This is a genomic window from Quyinboa mangrovi, assembly GCF_042219825.1.
Taxonomy (GTDB): domain Bacteria; phylum Bacteroidota; class Bacteroidia; order Bacteroidales; family UBA5342; genus JBHJHP01.
On record NZ_JBHJHQ010000003.1, the window covers coordinates 52,452 to 74,929 of the forward strand.

General features: G+C 39.9%; 15 protein-coding genes. 8 read left to right on the forward strand and 7 right to left on the reverse strand.

The window, feature by feature from the left end; all coding sequences use genetic code 11:
• Positions 1-91: 91 nt before the first annotated feature.
• Complete coding sequence (locus tag ACE1ET_RS06350) at positions 92-2,842, forward strand: alpha-amylase family glycosyl hydrolase (RefSeq protein ID WP_375727535.1); 2,751 nt, start codon at positions 92-94, stop codon at positions 2,840-2,842.
• 99 nt (positions 2,843-2,941) lie between these two features.
• Here ACE1ET_RS06350 and ACE1ET_RS06355 read toward each other — a convergent pair whose 3' ends face one another.
• The 3 genes from ACE1ET_RS06355 to ACE1ET_RS06365 form a co-directional block, all read right to left on the reverse strand.
• Positions 2,942-5,383: an alpha-ketoacid dehydrogenase subunit alpha/beta gene (locus tag ACE1ET_RS06355; protein WP_375727536.1), complete on the reverse strand. Its 2,442-nt coding sequence runs from the start codon at positions 5,381-5,383 to the stop codon at positions 2,942-2,944.
• A gap of 75 nt (positions 5,384-5,458) precedes the next feature.
• Positions 5,459-6,223 carry an ABC transporter ATP-binding protein gene (locus tag ACE1ET_RS06360; RefSeq protein ID WP_375727537.1) on the reverse strand — a complete coding sequence of 255 codons (765 nt, stop codon included), beginning with the start codon at positions 6,221-6,223 and terminating at the stop codon, positions 5,459-5,461.
• Positions 6,220-6,963: an MlaE family ABC transporter permease gene (locus tag ACE1ET_RS06365; RefSeq protein WP_375727538.1), complete on the reverse strand. Its 744-nt coding sequence runs from the start codon at positions 6,961-6,963 to the stop codon at positions 6,220-6,222. Before ACE1ET_RS06365 ends, ACE1ET_RS06360 begins: the two co-directional genes overlap by 4 nt.
• Positions 6,964-7,133: 170 nt before the next feature.
• Between ACE1ET_RS06365 and lacZ the strand changes: the two genes are divergently transcribed.
• Positions 7,134-10,253: a beta-galactosidase, LacZ type gene (lacZ, locus tag ACE1ET_RS06370; RefSeq protein WP_375727539.1), complete on the forward strand. Its 3,120-nt coding sequence runs from the start codon at positions 7,134-7,136 to the stop codon at positions 10,251-10,253.
• A 119-nt stretch (positions 10,254-10,372) separates the two neighbouring features.
• Here lacZ and ACE1ET_RS06375 read toward each other — a convergent pair whose 3' ends face one another.
• The 4 genes from ACE1ET_RS06375 to ACE1ET_RS06390 all read right to left on the reverse strand — a co-directional run bounded on the left by ACE1ET_RS06375 (position 10,373) and on the right by ACE1ET_RS06390 (position 12,534).
• Positions 10,373-10,918 carry a hypothetical protein gene (locus ACE1ET_RS06375; protein WP_375727540.1) on the reverse strand — a complete coding sequence of 182 codons (546 nt, stop codon included), beginning with the start codon at positions 10,916-10,918 and terminating at the stop codon, positions 10,373-10,375.
• Between the two features lie 203 nt (positions 10,919-11,121).
• Positions 11,122-11,655, reverse strand: coding sequence for a DUF4252 domain-containing protein (locus tag ACE1ET_RS06380; protein ID WP_375727541.1), 534 nt, complete (start codon positions 11,653-11,655; stop codon positions 11,122-11,124).
• Entirely contained in the window at positions 11,652-12,050 is a 399-nt protein-coding gene (locus ACE1ET_RS06385) for a hypothetical protein (protein ID WP_375727542.1), read from the reverse strand. Before ACE1ET_RS06385 ends, ACE1ET_RS06380 begins: the two co-directional genes overlap by 4 nt.
• The gene (locus tag ACE1ET_RS06390) at positions 12,028-12,534 is read right to left on the reverse strand and encodes an RNA polymerase sigma factor (protein WP_375727543.1); all 507 of its coding nucleotides are present in this window, start codon (positions 12,532-12,534) and stop codon (positions 12,028-12,030) included. Before ACE1ET_RS06390 ends, ACE1ET_RS06385 begins: the two co-directional genes overlap by 23 nt.
• 197 nt (positions 12,535-12,731) lie before the next feature.
• Here ACE1ET_RS06390 and ACE1ET_RS06395 point away from each other — a divergent pair, with 197 nt between their 5' ends.
• The 6 genes from ACE1ET_RS06395 to ACE1ET_RS06420 all read left to right on the forward strand — a co-directional run bounded on the left by ACE1ET_RS06395 (position 12,732) and on the right by ACE1ET_RS06420 (position 22,452).
• A complete protein-coding gene (locus ACE1ET_RS06395; RefSeq protein ID WP_375727544.1) occupies positions 12,732-15,206 on the forward strand; it encodes a TonB-dependent receptor in 2,475 nt (824 codons plus the stop codon).
• A gap of 3 nt (positions 15,207-15,209) precedes the next feature.
• A complete protein-coding gene (locus ACE1ET_RS06400) occupies positions 15,210-16,250 on the forward strand; it encodes a DUF4249 domain-containing protein (protein WP_375727545.1) in 1,041 nt (346 codons plus the stop codon).
• Between the two features lie 206 nt (positions 16,251-16,456).
• Complete coding sequence (gene ppdK, locus ACE1ET_RS06405) at positions 16,457-19,168, forward strand: pyruvate, phosphate dikinase (RefSeq protein WP_375727546.1); 2,712 nt, start codon at positions 16,457-16,459, stop codon at positions 19,166-19,168.
• A gap of 236 nt (positions 19,169-19,404) precedes the next feature.
• The gene (locus tag ACE1ET_RS06410) at positions 19,405-20,544 is read left to right on the forward strand and encodes a sensor histidine kinase (protein ID WP_375727547.1); all 1,140 of its coding nucleotides are present in this window, start codon (positions 19,405-19,407) and stop codon (positions 20,542-20,544) included.
• A gap of 97 nt (positions 20,545-20,641) precedes the next feature.
• Positions 20,642-21,772, forward strand: coding sequence for a sensor histidine kinase (locus ACE1ET_RS06415; RefSeq protein ID WP_375727548.1), 1,131 nt, complete (start codon positions 20,642-20,644; stop codon positions 21,770-21,772).
• Positions 21,773-21,867: 95 nt separating this feature from the next.
• Positions 21,868-22,452: a BamJ family beta-barrel-assembly machinery protein gene (locus tag ACE1ET_RS06420; RefSeq protein WP_375727549.1), complete on the forward strand. Its 585-nt coding sequence runs from the start codon at positions 21,868-21,870 to the stop codon at positions 22,450-22,452.
• Positions 22,453-22,478: the final 26 nt, after the last annotated feature.

Sequence of the window (22,478 nt, forward strand, 5' to 3'; positions counted from 1 at the left end):
AAAAAGCATATCCAGTTTTGGGTATGCTTTTTTATTGTTTCTGAATTTTTACATCATAAATTAGTCACCTTTTAAAAAACACCATGAAGGCATGAGGAAACTCGTATTTATTTTATTTTCCTTATTTGAAATTGTCTCTTATGCACAGGTTGTGTATACCGATCCGGGGATACCAGTGGACTCGAAACCGGTTATAGTATATTTCAACGCATCAGAGGGATCAGGCGGCCTCGAAAACTATACTGGTGACATATACGCACACACAGGTGTTATCACTGATAAAAGTACCGGTACAAGTGACTGGAAATATGTAAAGACAGAATGGGGAGTAAATATTCCTGCTTGTAAGCTGACCCGGATATCCACCAATCTGTATAAACTGGAATTAACGCCGGCTATTCGATCTTATTATGGTGTTCCTGAAAGTGAAACGATACTTCAACTTGCGTTTGTATTTCGTAGTGCCGATGCAACCAGGGAAGGTAAAGGAACCGGGGGAACCGATATTTTTGTGGATGTGGCCACAGATGAGTTCTCTGTTGCTTTCATCTATCCTGATGCTTCACCTTTACTTATTGATCCTACCCAAAGTATTACTTTTAAAGCATCGGCATCCGACACTGCTGATTTAAGCCTGACAATCAATAACAGCACAGTTCATTCCGTAAATGATATAAACATGGAATTCAGTTATCAGTTTATTGATCCGGGAACTTATACGGCTATTATAAAAGCAGAAAAAGATGGCAATACTGATTATGATACCACTTTGATTTTTGTCAGGGACACTCCGGTTGAAAAATCACGACCTGAAGGCGTTATTGACGGAATTAACTATATCTCGGATCAATCCGTGACCCTTGTACTTTATGCTCCTTACAAACAACATGTTTACCTGATCGGGGATTTTAATAACTGGGTGCCGTCTTCTGATTACCAGTTATACAAGGATGGTGACTACTGGTGGATTACACTGAATAATCTCACTCCAGGGATTGAGTACGCATACCAATACCTTATCGATGACGGACTTCTGATCGCAGATCCTTACACCGAAAAAGTACTCGATCCCTGGAATGATGGTTACATTTCTGAAAGTGTATATCCAAATTTAAAACCATACCCGGCAGGAAAAACCACAGGAATTGTAAGCGTTTTACAACCCGGCAAAATCAATTACGAATGGAAAATTACGAATTACGAATTGCCGGAAGTTTCGGATTTAGTTATCTATGAACTACTAATCCGCGATTTTGTGGAGTCTCATACTATAAAAGAAGTCCGGACCAAACTGGACTATCTTAAATCCTTAGGCGTGAACACCATTGAACTAATGCCTTTTAATGAATTTGAGGGTAACAGCAGCTGGGGATATAACCCTTCTTTCTTTTTTGCACCTGACAAATATTACGGCACAGAAGGTGACTATAAAGAGTTCATCGATTCATGCCATGCCAAAGGAATGATAGTAATTATGGATATGGTATTGAACCATGCTTACGGACAGAATCCAATGGTTCAGATGTATTTTGAAAATGGGAATCCCTCACCTCAAAATCCATGGTTCAATGTTACGAGTCCCAATACCTTGTTTTCATGGGGATACGATTTCAACCATGAATCACCGACAACTCAGTATTTTGTTGACAGGGTTACCGATCACTGGCTGAATGATTATAACCTGGATGGATTCCGGTTCGACTTTACCAAAGGGTTTACAAATACTCCCGGAACAGGCCAGGCCTATGATTTATCACGCATCAAAATACTGGAACGTATTTATGATAAAATGAAGGAACAAAAGCCTGAGGCCTACATGATCTGCGAACATCTGGCAGATAATTCCGAGGAAACAGTGTTGGCCAATCATGGAATTCTGCTTTGGGGCAATATGAATTATGCCTATGGTGAAAATGCCATGGGATATGTAACAACATCAAACCTTAGCTGGGCGTCATACAAAACCAGAGGATGGAATAATCCAAACCTTGTAAGTTATATGGAAAGCCACGATGAAGAACGTTTAATGTACAAATGCCTTACCTGGGGAAATTCAAATGGGAATTATTCTGTGAAAGATCCGAAGACTGCCTTAAAAAGAATTGGCATGGCTGCATCCTTGTTTTTTACAATTCCGGGGCCTAAAATGATGTGGCAGTTTGAAGAACTGGGTTACGATTATTCCATAGATTATAACGGTAGAATTGGAGAAAAACCCATTGTGTGGTCTTATCTGGAAGATACAAACAGAGTCGCACTGAAAAATACATTTTCGAGACTCATCAATCTTAAGACTCAGAATCCCATTTTCAAAACCACCGACTTTACCACAGATATTGGGGCAAAATCTATTAAAAAGATAATTCTGAATGATAACGACACGGCTTTTGTGGTTGTGGCTTCCAATACTGACGTTTCAAATAAATCCAGTGTTGTTTCTATGCCCATGAACGGATGGTGGTGGGATGCCTTCACCGGGGACTCAATAGCGGTAGCCAATGGGACACTACAAATGGACCTGTCTGCCGGACAATTTAAAATATTAAGTTCATACAAATTAAACGGCGCTGCTCAGAAGGGAACAATTATCGACACACCGTATGTTGATCCCGGTAAGATTAAGATATACCCCAATCCGGCGACAGATAAAATTACCGTTGAATGCGCTTCTGAAATCCTTAAAATAAAAATTTATGACAGAATTGGCAGGTTAATTGAAATAAAAAAAGCAGATAATACGTTTCCTGTAATGAACACAAATCACTTTATATCAGGTCTGTATTATTTACAGGCTCAAACGTCTTCCGGGATAATAACTTCACCATTTATTATCATTCATTAGATTCACTACTGTTTCCGGAAGATACAAACTAAGATTAGTTTGTTTTTCAGAGAGGTACCGTTTTCCCCTTTACGGTACCTTTTTATTTTGCAAAAATGATCACGTCCAGCCAGGATATTTATCCGGTTTAGCTTCATTCATAATATCATATACATACTCAAACACATCATCAGCATTTGGATTTGAAAAATAATCACCATCGGTACTGTAGGCCGGACGATGGTCCCTTCCTGTGAGTGTTTTAGGTGCTGAATCAAGATATTCAAAGGCTTTCTGTACTTCCAGTACCTGCTGCATCATAAATCCGGTAGCACCTCCGGGAACATCCTCATCAAAAAAGAGTACCCTGTTGGTTTTTTTGATGGATTCTGCAATAACGTGTTCCACATCGAACGGAAGCAGTGTCTGAACATCGATCAACTCCACAGATATATCAAACGATTTTAATCGTTCAATGGCTTCCTGAGCGATCCTTACGCATGAGCCATATGTAACCAGGGTGATATCTTCCCCTTCCTGTAAGATCTCCGGTTTGCCCAAAGGAACTTTAAACTTCCCTAAGTTGTCAGGAAGATACTCCTTAAGGTTATACGCATTAAGTGGCTCAATTACCAACGCCGGATTATCGTGATCAAGCAAGGTATTGTAAAAACCTGCGGCCTGCGTCATATTTCTTGGTACGCAAATATAGAAACCACGCAGACTGTTTATCAGCAAACTCATGGGTGAACCGGAATGCCAAACGCCTTCCAAACGGTGCCCGCGTGTACGGACTATCAATGGTGCTTTCTGGCCCCCTGCAGTACGCCAGGACAGTGAAGCCAGATCGTCGCTCATGGTCTGAATGGCATAAATCAGGTAATCAAGGTATTGAACTTCGGCAATGGGACGAAGTCCCCTAAGTGCCAGACCTATGCCCTGTCCGATAATGGTTGTTTCCCTGATACCGGTATCTCCCACACGCATCTCTCCAAACTTATCCTGCAATCCCGCCAGTCCCTGATTCACATCGCCCAGTTTTCCGGAATCTTCACCAAATACCAGAATCCGCGGATCGTTAGCCAGCAATGCATCAAAATTCCGACGGATCACCTCATTGCCATTCACCTGTATTGCAGCATTTGTTATTCCGGGAGGGACACTTTCGCCCACCAGTTTCGGCCACGGTTCATCGTAAAGATGTTTGGAATAGTTTTCGTAATTTTCTTTTCGTTTCTGTTTGAGCCATACATTCAGCTGATCCCGTAATGAACCTTTAAGCTCACATGTACGACAGGTATGCCAAAGAATTGTTTTGGCCGCACTCAGCAAATGTTCTTTTACCGGAAACTGCACTGCATCGAGTTCTTCCAGTACCTTATCAATCTTGCCTTTATTAACAATGTCGCAGGTACAGGTCTTTCCGGTCACAATCGCTCGTAGTTCCTTGTAATAGGTGTCAAATTCTTTTCGGTATGCATCCCACGCTTTCTTGCGGGCATCACGAACCTCTTTCTTCGCTTCAGATTCCAGTTTATCCAGATCTTCCTCAAGCGCAAGATTATTTTCCAGAATCCATTCCTTCATTTTCACCAGGCAATCATGTTCCTTTTCCCAGTTTAGCTGCTCCTGACTTTTATACCTTTCATGGGAACCTGAAGAAGAGTGTCCGAGTGGTTGTGTCAGTTCGTTCACATGAAACAAAACCGGCGTATGTGTTTTGCGACAAAGCTGTATGCCTTTCTGGTATATTTTTATCAACTCTGGATAATCCCAGCCTTTAACTTTGTAAATCTTTAATCCGTTGGTACCGCTTTCTTTTTCAAATCCCTTTAAAGCTTCCGAAATGCTGTCCTTTGTGGTTTGCACACTCCGCGGAACAGAAATACCGTAACCGTCATCCCAAATGGAGATAGCCATTGGGATCTGCAATACACCTGCCGCATTGATAGATTCCCAGAACTGACCTTCTGATGTGCTGGCATCCCCGATTGTTCCGAAAGCCACTTCATTCCCGTTTTTACTCATGGATTGAAGATGGGAAAGATCCGGATTATTCCTGTATAATTTCGAAGCCTGCGCCAGACCTACTAAACGTGGCATCTGTCCTGCAGTACAGGATACGTCAGCTGAAGAGTTCGTTTGCTTTGTCTGATTTTTCCAGGAACCATCGGCATCAATTATTCTTGACCCGAAGTGGTTGTTCATGCCTCTTCCTCCGGTTGAAGGATTACGGTTTATATCTGTATCACCATAAAGCTGGGAGAAAAATTCTTCCGGAGTCAGCATGCCTGTAGCCAGCATAAACGTCTGATCACGGTAATAACCCGATCGCCAGTCACCATTCTTAAATGTTTTTGCCATTGCAATCTGGGCTACCTCCTTACCATCACCAAAAATGCCAAAAAAGGCTTTTCCGGTAAGGACCTCCATTCTGCCTGTAATACTTAAATTACGGCTGACCCAACCAAGTTTATAATCGTTTAATACCTCTTTTTTGAAATCTTCAAACGAAAGCTCTTCCATATTCCCAAGTGGTGCAATATTGCTTTTAAGTGCCATGCATTTTAAATTATCACAACTTATAATAAACAGTAATTTCGATCAATGAGTTCACTTTGGGGTTAGCGAACCTGTTTATTCATTGTAATAATCCTTAAAACCTTTCATTGTATTTCCAGCAAAGATAAATGCCCGGACCTCTTCGTCCTTTGTTTTCATGATCTCATCGCTGGTTCCTTCCCATGCCTTCTCTCCCTGGTTGATGAAAATAATCTTTTCACCCAGCTCCAGAACGGAGTTCATATCGTGGGTATTTATAATGGTAACTATATTGTATTCTTTTGTTATTTCCTGTATCAGCTGATCAATAACGATCGATGTCTTAGGATCAAGTCCGGAATTCGGTTCATCGCAAAACAAATACTTTGGATTTAAGGCAATGGCCCTGGCAATAGCCACCCTTTTCTGCATTCCGCCACTGATTTCTGCCGGCAACAACTTATGAGCCCCCTGAATATTCACCCTGTCAAGACAAAAATCTACCCTGTCCTGTTTCTCCTTTACGGTCATGTTTGTGAACATTTCAAGGGGAAACCGTACATTGTCTTCAACGCTCATGGAATCGAACAATGCAGATCCCTGAAACAACATTCCCATCTCGCGTCGAACAGCTTTCTTTTCTTTACTCCCTGGCCTTAAAGCTGAAAAACAGCGTCCGTCCATCAGTATTCTACCTTCATCTATGGCATGGAGTCCCACAATACTTTTCAGCAAAACCGTTTTACCGGAACCACTTTGCCCGATAATCAGGTTGGTTACTCCTGCTTCAAATACCGCCGATACATTTTTCAGTACCTGTTTGCCATCAAAGCTTTTTGAGACATTCTTTACTTCTATCATCCCAGCAACATTTGAGTGAGTAAAACATTAAAAAGCAACACCGTCACAGTGCTGTGAACAACTGCTTTTGTACTGGATTTTCCAACATCCAGCGCTCCACCGTTAGTAAAATAACCGTAATAAGCTGAAATGGAAACAATGATAAATGCAAAAAAGAGCGATTTAATAAGCGAATAAACAATGTAATACGGAATAAAATAGTATTGGATCCCAAATAAATAATCAGTGGATGTTACTGCACCTGAAAGCGTAACACCTCCCAGATAACCACCTGCAACTCCCAGAACCATACTTAAAAGTACCAGAAACGGAATGATGATAACAAATGCAACGAGCTTTGGCAGAATAAGATAATTGGCAGAATTGATCCCCATAATATCGAGTGCATCAATCTGCTCCGTTACCCTCATGGTTCCAATCTCCGATGCCACATTAGATCCAACTTTCCCTGCGAGGATCAATGATACAATGGTAGATGAAAATTCGAGTAATAATGTATCCCTTGTAACCAGCCCCACAGAATATCTTGGTAAAAGCGGATTTTCCATGTTATATGCCGTCTGGATGGCAATAACGGCACCTATAAATACTGATATTATAGCTACAATACCGGCAGACTGAACTCCCAGCTTCTGAAACTCAATGATCGTATTTTTCACAAAGGCCCTGTGTTTGTCGGGTTTGGATAAAACTTTTCCCATTAACGTACCGTATCGGCCAAGGTGTTCGAAAAAATTCATTCTTTCTGATTTTGTACAAAAATATAAAAACTATTTGAAGTAGACTGTCGTAATTTCCCACCTAATATTTCCGCCCTACCAAAATTAATTAATAACTTTCGGGTCTCACTTTATAACTTTATGAAAATACTATCAATGTTTTACAACAAAAAGAATTTAAACATTTTAATATGAAGAACATAACCATACTGACTTTTTTATTGCTGACATTCACGGTGTCCGCGCAACAAAATGACTGGGAAAATCCTGATGTCATTTCAATTAATGCGGAAAAAGCTCACGCTACCTTTCTTGCATATCCGAACTCTGACCTTTCACAGAAGGATTGTCCATCTCTGAATCCGGATTATATCAACCTGAATGGCACCTGGAAATTCAGTTTTGCAGATCGCATTGCTGACAGTCCGGAAGATTTCTACCAGGAAAACTATGATGTTTCAAAATGGGATGACATTCCTGTACCGGGAAACTGGGAGATTTTTGGTTACGGATTTGCCAATTATGTAAATGCAGGATATCCATTTCCAAAAAATCCACCGTTTATCGACAAAAACTACAACCCTACGGGATCGTATGTCAGAGTGTTTGACATCCCTGAGGATTGGGACAGGAAAGAGATATTCCTGACGTTTGGAGCTGTAAGCTCTGCTTACTATGTCTGGATCAACGGTGAAAAAGTGGGCTATGCACAGGATTCCAAGCTTCCTTCTGAGTTTAGAATTACGGATTATGTAAAACCCGGGAAGAATAAACTGGCTGTAAAAGTATTTAAATGGAGCGATGGCAGTTACCTTGAAGATCAGGATTTCTGGCGCCTTGCCGGTATACAGCGTAATGTTTACCTGACTGCCAGACCACAGGTTTATATCCGAGATTTTTTCGCCAAACCCGGACTCGATGCGCAATATACAAATGGTATATTCTTCCTTGATGTTGACGTTGATAACCTGCAGAGACGTTCTGCTTACCGTTATAAGCTGTCTTATGAAGTTAAGGACGCAAATGGGATCAGTGTACTTGAAGGAGAAAAAGACGTTACCGTTAAGCGGAAACAATCAATCACAACAACATTTAACGGCACTGTTAAGAATGTGAAGCAATGGTCCGCAGAAATTCCTAACCTTTATACGTTGAATATTGTTCTTAAAAACCCTAAAAGTGAAGTTCTGGAAGCTGTCAGTACAAAAATCGGCTTCAGAACCAGTGAAATTAAAGGCGGACAACTGCTTGTGAACGGGAAACCTATTCTCCTGAAAGGTGTCAACAGGCATGAGCATGACATGGTCTACGGGCATGTGGTGGATAAAGAAACCATGATAAAAGATATTCAGTTGATGAAGGAAAATAACTTTAATGCTGTCCGTACGTCCCACTACCCTAACGATCCGCTATGGTATAAACTGTGTGATAAATATGGCATTTATTTGTACGATGAGGCAGACCTGGAAACGCATGGTTTTGGCTATGACCCCAAATACACACTTGCTACCAAACCGGAATGGGAAAAGGCTCATATTGCCCGCAACATAAATATGGTGGAACGCGATAAGAACCACCCTTCTGTTATTGTGTGGAGTATGGGAAATGAAGCCGGAACAGGCATGAACTTTTTGAATGCCTACAAAGCCATAAAAAAACGAGATATGTCCCGTCCGGTTCATTATGAAAGAGCAGAAAAACAAACCGACATCAAAGAACGCCATACCGATATTCATGGCGACATGTACGCCGGTATCAGATATGTAAAGGAAAGATATACCGGAAATGATCCGGAACGGCCATTTATCTGGTGTGAATATTCGCATGCCATGGGCAACAGTAATGGAAACTTCCAGGAATACTGGGATCTGGTGGAATCGGAACCACAGATCCAGGGTGGTTTTATCTGGGACTGGGTGGACCAGGGCATTGTTAAAAAAACAGCTACAGGAGAAACATTTTTTGGTTATGGTGGCGATTTTGAGCCGGAAGGAACAAAAAACGATGGTAACTTTTGTCTGAACGGCGTGGTTAATCCCGACAGAATTCCGCATCCTGCACTGCATGAAATTAAAAAAGTGTATCAGAATATTGGATTCAAAGCAGTTAATCTGAAGCAGGGAGAGATAGAGATTACGAATAAGTTTTTCTTCACGTCCCTTGCCCCGTTCGTTTATCACTGGGAACTGAAAGGAAACGGGAAGCTTGTACTTCAGGGAAACCTGGCCGGTTTAAACATCAGGCCCCAGGAATCGAGAACCGTGAATCTCAATCTAAGTAATTTTAAACCTGAACCGGGCGTGGAATACTTTTTAACCATTGAGGCGATGACCGGTCAGACATCGGATCTTATTCCTCTGATCCATACCGTTGCAACTGAACAGTTCAGGTATCCTGAATACATTGAACCGAAACCAGTGGAAAGGCCGATGCGCAAACTGACAATTACAACAGACGATAAAAAAATCAGTGTTGCAGGTCTTGACTTTTCTGTTGGTTTCTGCAGAACACATGGCGTGATCAGCTCATATATTGTAAATCAGACACAGTTGGTTAAAGAACCGCTCGAGCCTGATTTCTGGCGAGCTCCCACGGATAATGACTTCGGAAACCGAATGCCACGAAGATGCAAAATCTGGAAGGATGTCACCACAGATCTCAAAGCTACCGATGTGTATTCCAAACAGGTTTCTGATGATGAAGTAATTGTATATGCACATTTCCAGCTGGACAGTATCGATGGGTTTATCCATATGGAATATGATATTAAGGGCGATGGTTCAGTTCACGTTTCATACGCCTTTAAAGCACGCAAGGAAAAACTGCCGGAGATTCCGAGAATCGGCATGACCATGCAACTGCCTGCAGAATTTGATAACCTGAGTTATTTTGGACGTGGCCCGTGGGAAAACTATGTCGACCGTAACACTGCAGCCTTTGTGGATCTTTACCATTCAAAAGTGGCTGACCAGTACTGGCCATATATCCGGCCACAGGAAAACGGATATAAAACGGATACGCGCTGGGTGAAACTGATCAACCACGATGGCATTGGCTTATGCATAAAAGGTGATGAACCCATAGGATTCAGTGCCCTGAATAATACGGTTGAAGATTTTGATGCCGGAATGCGTAAGGCACAGCGTCATACAACGGACATTAAGCCTCGCGACCTGGTGGAACTGAGAATAGATAAATTTCAGATGGGCGTTGGCGGCGACAACAGCTGGGGAGCCAAACCTCATCCGCAATATATGCGGTATGCCGGAGAACAATACGAATACGGATTTACAATTTATCCGGTAAGATAAGAACATAAAAAAAGCGGGCAGTGCCCGCTTTTTTTACATATTTAAAACATCCAGAATATTAATATCAAGCAGACGTGGTACTGTAACTATTTTCTGGAGTGAAATATTTCCCGAAATACTCAATGCGCTAAATCATCATCGTGAAAAGTATGAAGAAGATTTGTTTCTGTATTTGATTCTATTTTATAGAATGGATATAATTCTTCCTCCACCATAAATGTTGATGTCAGCATAACTTTTAAATCATATAAATATGCCTCAGTTGATAATCGCTGAGGTATAGATCCTGCTATAAAAATCTGAAGCAAATTAAACTTATATGTTAATCCTGTAGTCGTAATTTCAATAAACTTACTTTCAGGGTTACGATCCGGAATGGCACTAGGAGCATAAAACGGAGTGTTCAATGTTTTATTTTTCACAAAGAATTCAAGACTTGTAACATAGTTAAATCCTGCAGGTTGAACATAATCAATACTTTTCATATAGACTTTAACTGAATCGGCGGATGGAAGCTTAGATATAGTTACTGTAACATAAAACAAAGGACAGGTGTAATTATCCCCCTTTTTAAGCTTTACAACTACCGGAACATCCTGCGCCTGTGCATTCACAGAACACAGCGATGTCATAATCAGGATTAAAAAAAACAATTTAGCTTTCATTTTTAAATGCTTATTCCATTTCAATTTAAGTTAAGGTCAAAAAACAACTATAAATTTACACATATTGATATCGAAAGTAAATCACGGAAAACCGTTAGTTTTTTCATTGGCTTCTTTAAAAAGTAACTCAATGCCATAAAATAATACAAATGTAATTATCTGTGAAAATAGAAAACAAAAAAAGCGGGCAGTGCCCGCTTTTCTTACATATTTAAAACATCCAGAATGTTAATATCAAGCAGTCGGGAAACGGTAATAATTTCCTTCATGGTCATGTTTCCTGAAACACTGAGAATTAATTGTTCATCATCTTCCAGCGCCATTACAATCAGATCCTTAATGCGATCCGTCTTTTTATCTTCCAGGATATAAACCGTCAGGCTTTCTCCGTCATCCACCATTTTTACGATCTGTTCGTAGTTCTTATCCCTGATTTCACTTTTCAGCCTCTTCATTTCATCATCCGGAATCAGTTTATCATCTTCACCTCCAATCAGGATCATCTCGTTAAAATTATCAATGATATCCTCCGGAAAATCAGGATTCCCCTGTAACTTTTGCCTGAATTTCAGTTCAAACATTTTTTTACTCATGTACATCATATTCATGTCCGAGTTGTCTTCATACTTTTCATACAGCATTCTTACAGGAGATTTAAACTGCTGAGCCACTGTCGTGTGGGATACGAACAATACTGATATCATCACCAGTAAAAGTCCAATGTGTTTTGTCTTCATAATGCTTTGTTTTGTTGTTTATACTTTTTCATTTTTGCATTTAACCGGTTTATCATATCATCCTTATTCATTTCTTCAATTTTCTGATTCAGTTTATTAATCTGGTTGATCCTGGTGTCAAACCTGAATGTCTCTGATGGTGGTGTAAACTCCATATTGCTAACCATGACCTGAAATGTTCTCAACTTTCTGTTCTGTTTCGCCGAGGGATTGAAAATCAGAAACATTGCAACAATCGCTGCGGCCACAGATGCATAATATACGATCCGCCTCACTCTCACCGCTTTATCAGATTTCATTTTTATCTGAATGCTGTTACCTTGTTCAGTAAGTGCCTGCCTTTCACTTTGGATGGCAGCCTTATATAGTTCGTCAGGATTTTTCTGTGCGCTCATAACTGTAAATTTTAGTCAGTTCCTCCTTTATCATGTTCCTGGCCCGACTCAGAATAACGCGAACATTATTTGTTTTCAGACCGGTCAAATCCACAACCTCAGCTGTGTTCATCATACATACATCCACCAGGTAAATCACTTCCCTGTAATTTCCCGGAAGATTATCAATAGCTCTCCTGAAGTGCATGGTCAGTTCCTGCTTTTCAAAGGTATTCTCAGAGAACGTTTCATACTCCACAGAAAACTGCAGATCCATTGTCCGTTTTATTTTTCGAAGGGCATCAATACTTAACGATCTGGCACTGCTGTAGAAATAGTAACGGCATGTCTCCTTTTTAATGGAATCCCTTTTACGCCATAGTTTGAGATAAAGCTCCTGAAGCACATCTTCAGCCTCCTCCCGGTTCTTTACCAATCCGAATATATAGCCAAACAGCGCCGCTTTATGTTCCAGAAAATGTGTATTGAATTCCTTAGTTCTCAAAAAAATCGCTTTTAAATAAGATACGTTCCAGAAAAAAAAACATTACAATGCAAGGTATTATTTTTTACAGTTTTTATTCTCTTATGCAACTTTTTATCTAATTATGCGTCGTTAATACAGCATATACTGATGAATTTAGATGATGAAACACTATCTTTGGGTGTTAATAATCATATTAACCTAATAATAAAACCCTAATGAACAGGATTTTAATATTGCTATTCTTACTCCCACTTCCACTCTTCAGTCAAAAAGTCAATATAGGTGGTACCATCTCTGATAAAAGCTCGGGTGAACAGCTTATACAGGCCAATGTGTACATCAGGGCTCTGCAGCAAGGAACCGTTACAAACTATTACGGGTTTTACTCCATCAGTGTTGAAGCTGGTAAAGATGTGGAAATCGAATACTCCTATATTGGTTATGAACCGGTTAAACTGAGTTTGAACCTTAAAAAGGATACAATCATTAATATTGAGCTCAGTCCATCTTTAACCCTTAAGGAAATTACCGTTATGGACCGTTCTCCACAGCAAACAGTGGAGACTTCACAGATGAGCACGGTATCATTGAATCCCAAACAGGTTAAGTCTATGCCTGTTTTATTCGGAGAGGTAGACGTACTAAAAACATTACAGATGATGCCCGGTGTTGCGGGAGGAACCGAAGGGACTGCAGGGATTTATGTTCGTGGCGGTGGCCCTGATCAAAACCTGTTTTTACTGGATGGGGTTCCGGTATATAATGTCAGTCATGCCCTTGGAATATTTTCGGTATTCAATGCAGATGCCATAAAAAGTGTGGACCTCGTAAAAGGAGGATTCCCTGCACGCTATGGCAGCCGTTTATCTTCGGTAGTTGATATAAGGATGAAAGAAGGAGACCTGTATAATTATCACGGAGAAGCGACACTGGGTTTAATCTCTTCCAAAATCTTATTGGAGGGACCAATCAGCAAAGGTAAAACATCCTTCCTGTTTGCTGCCCGGCGAACTTATATTGATGCTGTTGCAGCGCCATTCATTCAACTTTCTAATACAGATCCAAACGTCGATATTAATCTCGATCTTTATTTTTATGACATCAATGCCAAAATCAATCATAAATTCTCTGACCATGACCGTCTGTTTTTAAGTGTCTATAACGGACGGGATGTGCTGGGTCTTGGGGTCACCGACAAATACAGCTACTCCAATTACGAAGACCGGGACGGAACACAAACCTTAATTACTTACGATAACGAAAATACCATCGGGTTCAGGTTTTTCTGGGGAAATCTTACCTCTGCATTGCGTTGGAACCATGTTTTCAACAGCAAGCTGTTCTCTAATACCACTCTTACCTATACCAAATACCAGTTTCAGACTAGTCTTGGTTTCGACTATAAAAGTAAAGTAACCGGAGAGGAAGAAGAATCGGAAAGTTTTGATCTGTCCTATTACTCCAACATAAGGGACTTTGGGATCAAACAGGACTTTGATTTTATTCCGACGAGTAAACAGTATATTCGAATGGGAGGATGGTACACTTATCATACCTATACGCCTGGAACATCTGCATTAAATTATAATTCATCCGGTCAGGGTTCACTGCTCGACACCACACTGGGATTTGTCAATATTCCTGCTTTTGAAGTGGCACTGTATGCCGAAGATAACATCGAATTTTCAAACCGGCTAAAAGCTAATATCGGTGTGCATTATTCTGGTTTTAACAAAGGGAAAACCTACTATCAGTCCGTTCAACCCAGAGCATCACTGAGATATAAACTGGATAAAAATATATCAGTTAAAGCCTCGTTTGCGCAAATGACGCAGTACCTTAATCTGTTGGCCAATTCCATCGGTAATTTACCGACTGATTTATGGGTTCCCGCTACAGAAAATATCAAACCACAGGAATCCTGGCAGGCGGCACTGGGAGGAGCCCTGGCTATAAACGATGTGTATGAGATTACACTCGAAGGCTATTATAAAAAGATGGACAACCTGGTTTCTTATAAAGAGGGAGAATCCTTCTTTCTTATAGAAACAAACTGGGAAGACAAAGTGACACAGGGAAGTGGCGAAGCCTATGGCATGGAGCTGTTTTTTCAGAAAACACAGGGCAAACTAACTGGTTGGTTAGGATACACACTGGCATGGAGTGATCGGTATTTTAAGGATCTTAACAACGGGATGCCTTATCCATTCAAGTATGACAGACGCCACGACCTGTCTGTTGTCGGTAATTATAAATTAAACGATAGCTGGGAGATTTCAGCCAATGTGCAGTTGAATTCAGGAAATTCATTTACACTTTACGATCAGAAAATGCCTTTACTGAACAGTCCTGACACCAAACAGTACTGGAATAATTACTATGTATATGGCCCCGATGACGGGAATATCCCGTTTTTTGTGGATGACAATTACTTTTTTGAGTCTAAAAACAGCTACAAAATGCCATTTTACAAACGGGTTGACCTGGGTATAACTTATATAAAAGAAATGACCAGAACCACTCATAAATTCAATCTTAGTGTGTATAATGTAACGGCAGCTAAAAATCCTACTTTTATGTTTCCCGGAACACGGTGGGATCAAAATCTGATGCAGGATTTATTCGTGGTCCGTCAGTTCAGTCTGTTACCCTTCCCTTTGCCAACACTGAGTTATACTATTAAATTTTAGATCATGAAGTCAATATTAAAAATATATCTGGTTTTAGTACTGATCATCATTAGCTCATCATGCAGCAAAGTTGTGGAAGATTTTCCATTACAGGTACATGAACCTCAGATCGTTATCAACGGAATGGCACAGTCTGACTCTGCTTTCAGCTTTATGATTGCCAGAACTGCTATGCGGAATAACCTGAATATGGAATGGTCAAGAGTCACTCCAACAGAACTGGAGCTGCTCCAAAACGGAAGCAATGTAAATGTGAGATACAGTAGTGATTCCAATCTGTTTGTTGCCGATAATATTCACGTTACACCTTTGGATAAATTTGACATTAATGTATCCGTAAACGGACTGGAAACTGCTCAGGCTGATTTGACTGTTCCTGATTCCACGTCTTTTTCCGTTGAAAATATAAAAATCACAAAAGAAGAATCAGGAACTCCCTGCTATGATTGTCCACCGGATTATGTTGAGCCAATCATATACAACATAAGTTTATCCGTACTTCTGGATGATGCTCCGGCAACAGATAATTTCTACAGCATCAAAATAGAAAGAGCTTCATATACTTACATTATGGACGATGGAGAATATAAATACACCAATGATTTTCCTCCGCCTGACCCCGAAAATTATGTTTCAGTAGATAGTATTCTCGTGTTCAACCCGGTAGAGATTAGTTCCTGGGATGGCATATATGAGTTTAAAAACGATTACGGACTTTACACTAATACAGATATCACGGAAGAAACCGGTGGAAATATTCTCTATTTCAAAGATCAGTTGCTGCCGGGACTAAAGAACCAAATTTCCTTCAGTTCAGATAATTTTTATTTCTATACCGATGTTGATATTCTGAATTTAAGAATTACCCTGACGTCTTACACCAAAGATATGTTTTATTATCTCAGGTCTCTGGCATCGTATAACAGTTATTATGATTTTCCGCTTTCTGAACCAATATACATTTATACAAACATTAAAAACGGCCGTGGAATTTTTGGTGCTGCCAGCCAGACAAGCCGAAGTTTAACGATAAAACCAGACTAAATAAACAACATAATTCCAGGCTACAACAGCAGATTTCCTGATAGATATTACGCGTGAAACCAGCTGAGAAAGGCTATTAAACAGTCCTTAACAGAAGTAACGGTTTTTTACATTTTTTACATTCAACTTTTTAAATATTTATCCTACCTTTGTTCCCCATTCATGAATATTCAAATATTTAATAACTACATATTTAAATAATAACTATGAGTAACAAAAGAGTTTACACTTTCGGAAACGGCCAGGCTGAAGGAAAGGCCGACATGAAAAACCTCCTGGGAGGAAAAGGTGCCAACCTTGCCGAAATGAACCTCATTGGGGTTCCGGTACCACCGGGATTTACTATCACAGCAGACGTATGTACCGAATACAATCAACTGGGAGAGGAAAAAGTGGTTGAATTGCTTAAATCAGATGTGGAAGCCGCTATTGCCAACATTGAAAATCTTATGGGCACCAAATTCGGCGACAAAGAAAACCCATGTCTTGTTTCTGTTCGTTCCGGCGCGAGAGTTTCAATGCCAGGAATGATGGATACCGTTTTGAATCTTGGACTGAACGATGCTGCCGTTGAAGGTATTGCAAAAAAATCAGGTAATGAAAGATTTGCATGGGACTCATACCGCAGATTTGTTCAGATGTATGGCGATGTGGTATTAGGCATGAAACCAGAGAGCAAAGAAGATATTGATCCTTTCGAAGCCATCATGGAAGAGGTTAAAGAAGCCAAAGGTGTTGAACTGGATACTGAACTTGAAGTTGCTGATCTGAAAGAGCTGGTTAAAAAATTTAAGGCAGCCGTTAAAAAACAGACAGGCCACGATTTTCCTGAAGATGCATACGATCAGCTTTGGGGAGCTGTGATGGCTGTATTTGATAGCTGGAACAACGAACGTGCCATTTACTACCGTCGTCTGAACCGTATTCCTGATGAGTGGGGAACAGCTGTTAATGTTCAGGCCATGGTATTTGGAAACATGGGTAAAAACTCAGGTACAGGTGTTGCTTTTACGCGTGATGCCGGAACAGGTGAGGATATTTTCAATGGTGAATACCTGATTGATGCTCAGGGTGAAGATGTGGTTGCAGGTGTTCGTACACCTCAGCAAATTACACTGGAAGGTTCACGCCGTTGGGCAAAGTTAGCCAATGTAACTGAAGAAGTTCGTAAAGAGAAATATCCGTCACTGGAAGAGGCCATGCCTGAAGTGGCTCAGGAATTGTTTGATGTGGAAACAAAACTGGAAAACTATTTCAGCGATATGCAGGACCTTGAATTCACCATTCAGGACAGAAAACTCTGGCTGCTCCAAACCCGTAACGGTAAACGTACAGGTGCTGCCATGGTTAAAATCGCTGTTGACATGCTCGAAAGTGGTATGATTGACGAAAAAACAGCTTTGTTACGTCAGGAACCACAAAAACTTGATGAATTACTTCATCCTGTTTTTGATAAAAAAGCTGAAGCTTCTGCCAGTGTTATGGCAAAAGGCTTACCAGCATCTCCGGGAGCTGCCACAGGACAGATTGTATTCTTTGCAGATGAAGCAAAAAAATATGACAATACTATTCTGGTTCGTATTGAAACTTCACCGGAAGACCTTGAAGGAATGAACATTGCCAAAGGTATTTTAACAGCCCGTGGTGGTATGACATCGCATGCTGCTGTAGTTGCACGTGGTATGGGTAAATGCTGTGTGTCAGGTGCCGGATCAATTAAAATTGATTATAAAAACAGAACCATCACCATGGAAGGCAAAACCTTTAAAGAAGGTGACTGGATCTCTTTAAACGGATCTACAGGTGTGGTATACGAAGGACGTGTTGCTACTATGGAACCGGAATTGAGCGGCGATTTTGCTAAAATCATGGACCTTTCTGACAAATTTACGAGAATGAATGTCAGAACAAATGCGGATTCTCCTAAAGACGCTACTGTTGCTCGCAGGTTTGGTGCAACCGGTATTGGTCTTTGCCGTACAGAACATATGTTCTTCGAAGGGGAACGTATTAAGGCCATGCGCGAAATGATTCTTGCCAGCGATGTTGCAGGAAGGGAAAAAGCATTGGAAAAATTACTCCCGATTCAAAGAAGTGACTTCGAAGGAATATTTGAAGCGATGGCCGGTTTTGGAGTAACAGTTCGTCTGCTTGATCCGCCTTTGCATGAATTTGTTCCTCATCAGCTGGCTACACAAAAAGAACTGGCTCAGGAAATGGGCGTAAGTCTTGATTATGTAAAAAACAAAGTGGCCGAACTGGAAGAATTCAACCCTATGTTAGGTCACCGTGGCTGCCGTCTCGGAAATACCTATCCAGAAATTACTGTAATGCAGGCACGTGCTATTATTGAAGCTGCTGTGAATCTGAAGCAAAAAGGCGTGGATGCGCGTCCTGAAATCATGGTGCCTTTAGTGGGAACACTAAAAGAACTTGAACTGCAGTACGACATTATACATGCAACAGCAGAAAAAGTGTTTGCAGAAAAAGGAGCTAAGGTAGACTATATGGTGGGTACAATGATAGAGGTTCCAAGAGCTGCCGTCACTGCCGACCAGATTGCGACCAAAGCACAGTTCTTCTCTTTCGGTACCAATGACTTAACTCAGATGACTTTCGGTTATTCCCGTGATGATGCCGGAAAATTCCTGCCAGTATATATTCAAAAAGGCATCCTGAAAAACGATCCTTTTGAAGTACTCGATCAGGAAGGTGTTGGTCAGCTGGTTAAACTGGGTGTTGAAAAAGGTCGTGGTACCAATCCAAAACTTAAGGTTGGAATTTGTGGGGAACATGGTGGCGAACCAAGTTCAGTCGAATTCTGCAACTCTGTTGGAATGGATTATGTAAGCTGTTCACCTTACAGGGTACCTATAGCCAGGTTAGCTGCTGCTCAGGCCGCTATAAAACAGGCATAGCTATAAAACTTTTGATGATAAAAGGGGTACTTAATTAAGTATCCCTTTTATTTTTATCCATATAAAAACAAAACTTAGGTAAAAGTTGTTAGAGTTTAAAGACCTATTATTTATCTATACTTGCATACAGCCCAGATCCAAATAACCTGGATAAAACGTTAGTTGCGTTAGTGTAATATCCTAACCCAAATAAAACCAGGCAGACACTTTTATTAATTACTTTATAATTAACAGTTATGGCGGTAGAATTTTCACCTGGCAAAAATGATCCTATAAAAGATTTTCTGAATGAGACTAACTCACTGGAAAATATCGCGAACCTGAAAGAACTTCTGGGAACATTATCGTATATTATATTTATTCTGAACCGGAATAAAGAAATCGTATTCTCGAACGATAATTTGTTGGCAAAATTTAAAATTGTAAATAACAAAGATATACACGGATATAAACCAGGTGAAATTTTCGCATGTATCCATGCAAATCAGGGACCGGCAGGTTGTGGTTCATCCGAGTTCTGCAGATATTGCAGTGTTGTAAATTCAATCCTGGAAACCCATGCTACAAATGTTATAAATACCAGGGAAGCAAGGGTTATTGTTGATAATAACGGATTGGAAGAGCAACTGGATCTTGAAATTACAGCAACACCTTTCCGCTTTGCAGGAAACAATTATACTGTCTTTTCGGCACAGGATATTACTGATAAAAAGAGAAAAGAAATACTTGAACGAACTTTCTTTCACGATATCATAAACATGGCAGGTAGTCTGGATGGGATTATGGAACTGATGGAAGAAATGAGTTGCCACGAAAAAGACCGATTACTGATTACGGCAAAACGAATCAGCAATACGCTGATCGATGAAATTATGGCTCAGTACCAAATATCAAAAGCCGAACATAATGAACTAACGGTTAATCCAGGAGAATTTAATATTAATTCTCTGATCCTTGATGCCATTGATAACATATCTCACCATCACGTGGCCACAAAAAAAATAATACACTATAATCCCACTTTAATAAATCAAACCATAGTTACTGATAAAATCTTATTTAACAGAATACTGATCAATATGATGAAAAATGCCCTTGAAGCAAGCAATTCTAACGAGACTATATGGATAGATCTTTCTAAAAACGATAGTGAATTTAACATTACGGTTAACAATAAACATTTCATGCCAGTACATATTCAGCAACAAATTTTTCAACGTTCTTTTTCCACGAAAGGGTCAGGAAGAGGAATCGGAACTTATAGCATGAAACTACTCGGAGAAAGATATTTAAAGGGCTCTGTAAGTTTTATTTCAAATCAAGAAAACGGAACAACCTTTTCTTTCAGCATTCCTAAATCAATCCGGCAAAACTAATTCAGATAAAATTAAGTTTAATTCTGTTAATTTTACGTTAATTAATTTTGAATTATAATAACTTTTAGTTAATTTTGTACTAATTAATAGTTAGCATATGACATTTGCTCCTGCAAAATATAACTCCGTGAATGCTTTTTTATCGCAAAATATTACGTTAGAAAACATTAATAAAATTAAGGATCTGCTAAATTCTTTATCATACGTTGTTTTCATACTAAACGAAAACAGGGAAATAGTTTATGCAAATGAAAGTTTTCTGAATGATCTGAATATCACGGAGGAGACTTTAAGTAAAGGTATTAAACCCGGAGAAGCTCTTTCCTGTATACATCATACAGAAGGACCTGACGGATGTGGGACATCTTTATATTGTAAATACTGTAACCTGCTGTCTGTAATTCTTGATGTGGCAGTCACAAAATTACCAGCAGTGAAAGAGACGAGAATCACAACAAAAAAGAATGGTGTTGATGAACAACTTGATCTCGAAATAAGCGCATCTGCATTAGATATTGACGGATCGGAGTTGATTGTTATTTCAGCCAAAGATATCACAGACAAAAAGAGAAAAGAATTACTGGAACGCACATTCTTTCATGACATCATCAATCTTGCAGGCAGTCTGGAAGGCATCATGGAAACGCTAGAAGAGATGGACGATTTTAACCGTAAAAAGTTCATTCAATCTGCCAAAAGAATCAGCAGTTCACTGCTTGAAGAGATTGTATCACAGCAAGAGCTTGTAAAAGCTGAAAATAATGAATTATCAGTAAATCCTGAGCCATTTGTCATGCATGAACTACTGGCCGATTCCGTTGAAAAGATCAGTCATCATGATGTTGCCAAAGGAAAAGATATAATTTTCACTCCCCCATTTGATGATGAAGGGATTATTACAGACAAGGTTATATTTAACCGTGTCATGCTCAATATGCTAAAGAATGCTTTGGAAGCGAGTCAGGATGGGGACAAGATTACTTTGAATATCTTCAAAAAACGGAACAATTTTATGATTGAGGTTCACAACGGTACTGTTATCCCCGAAAAAGCACAAAGTCAGATTTTTCAGCGGTCATTTTCTACAAAAGGTTCGGGAAGGGGTGTAGGTACATACAGTATGAAATTATTGGGTGAAAGGTACCTGAAAGGCAAAATCGGATTTACTTCAGCAGAGAAAAAAGGGACTACTTTTTCCTTTGAGATTCCACAAATTTTAACAGCCTAAAACGCTTAATTCTAATAAATTTTAATACTCAAACTTTTATTTTTTTTGCTCATCTAAAACCGTTATCTTCGCTGCTTAATTTTTAGAAAAGTAAAATGGAGAAATTAAGTTACGCATTAGGACTTAGTGTTGCAGGGAGTCTTTTGGGAAGTGGTGTTAAAGAAATGGATTTTGAAAAATTCAACAAAGGCTTACGCGATGCAATGGAAGGAAAAATGCCAGAAATTTCAAGTGAGGAAGCGCGTCAGGTTTTAAATGATTTTTTTGAATCGGTTCAGAACAAAGCCAGTGAAATAAATAAAAAAGCCGGTGATGATTTTCTGAATGAAAATGCAAAACGTGAAGAAGTAACCGTATTACCCAGCGGTCTACAATATGAAGTTTTAACGGATGGAGAAGGAAATAAACCATCGGCTACTGACAGTGTGAAATGCCATTATCATGGTACATTAATCGACGGTACAGTATTTGACAGCTCTGTTCAGAGAGGAGCACCTGCCACCTTTGGAGTGAATCAGGTTATTAAAGGCTGGGTAGAAGCATTGCAGTTGATGACAGAAGGAAGTAAATGGAAACTTTTCATCCCTTCTGAACTTGCTTACGGCAACCAGGGAGCCGGACAAATGATCGGTCCCGATACTACGCTGGTATTTGAAGTAGAATTATTAGAAATTGTTTAATTATTATAGAAAACTCATGAAATTAA

Coding starts and splice junctions, on each gene's coding strand:
- ACE1ET_RS06365 (WP_375727538.1), bottom strand. CDS start 6,963: ATGAATTTTTTCGAACACCTTGGCCGATACGGTACGTTAATGGGAAAA.
- ACE1ET_RS06410 (WP_375727547.1), top strand. CDS start 19,405: ATGGCGGTAGAATTTTCACCTGGCAAAAATGATCCTATAAAAGATTTT.
- ACE1ET_RS06415 (WP_375727548.1), top strand. CDS start 20,642: ATGACATTTGCTCCTGCAAAATATAACTCCGTGAATGCTTTTTTATCG.
- ACE1ET_RS06360 (WP_375727537.1), bottom strand. CDS start 6,223: ATGATAGAAGTAAAGAATGTCTCAAAAAGCTTTGATGGCAAACAGGTA.
- ACE1ET_RS06400 (WP_375727545.1), top strand. CDS start 15,210: ATGAAGTCAATATTAAAAATATATCTGGTTTTAGTACTGATCATCATT.
- ACE1ET_RS06355 (WP_375727536.1), bottom strand. CDS start 5,383: ATGGCACTTAAAAGCAATATTGCACCACTTGGGAATATGGAAGAGCTT.
- ACE1ET_RS06375 (WP_375727540.1), bottom strand. CDS start 10,918: ATGAAAGCTAAATTGTTTTTTTTAATCCTGATTATGACATCGCTGTGT.
- ACE1ET_RS06395 (WP_375727544.1), top strand. CDS start 12,732: ATGAACAGGATTTTAATATTGCTATTCTTACTCCCACTTCCACTCTTC.
- lacZ (WP_375727539.1), top strand. CDS start 7,134: ATGAAGAACATAACCATACTGACTTTTTTATTGCTGACATTCACGGTG.
- ppdK (WP_375727546.1), top strand. CDS start 16,457: ATGAGTAACAAAAGAGTTTACACTTTCGGAAACGGCCAGGCTGAAGGA.
- ACE1ET_RS06350 (WP_375727535.1), top strand. CDS start 92: ATGAGGAAACTCGTATTTATTTTATTTTCCTTATTTGAAATTGTCTCT.
- ACE1ET_RS06385 (WP_375727542.1), bottom strand. CDS start 12,050: ATGAGCGCACAGAAAAATCCTGACGAACTATATAAGGCTGCCATCCAA.
- ACE1ET_RS06380 (WP_375727541.1), bottom strand. CDS start 11,655: ATGAAGACAAAACACATTGGACTTTTACTGGTGATGATATCAGTATTG.
- ACE1ET_RS06420 (WP_375727549.1), top strand. CDS start 21,868: ATGGAGAAATTAAGTTACGCATTAGGACTTAGTGTTGCAGGGAGTCTT.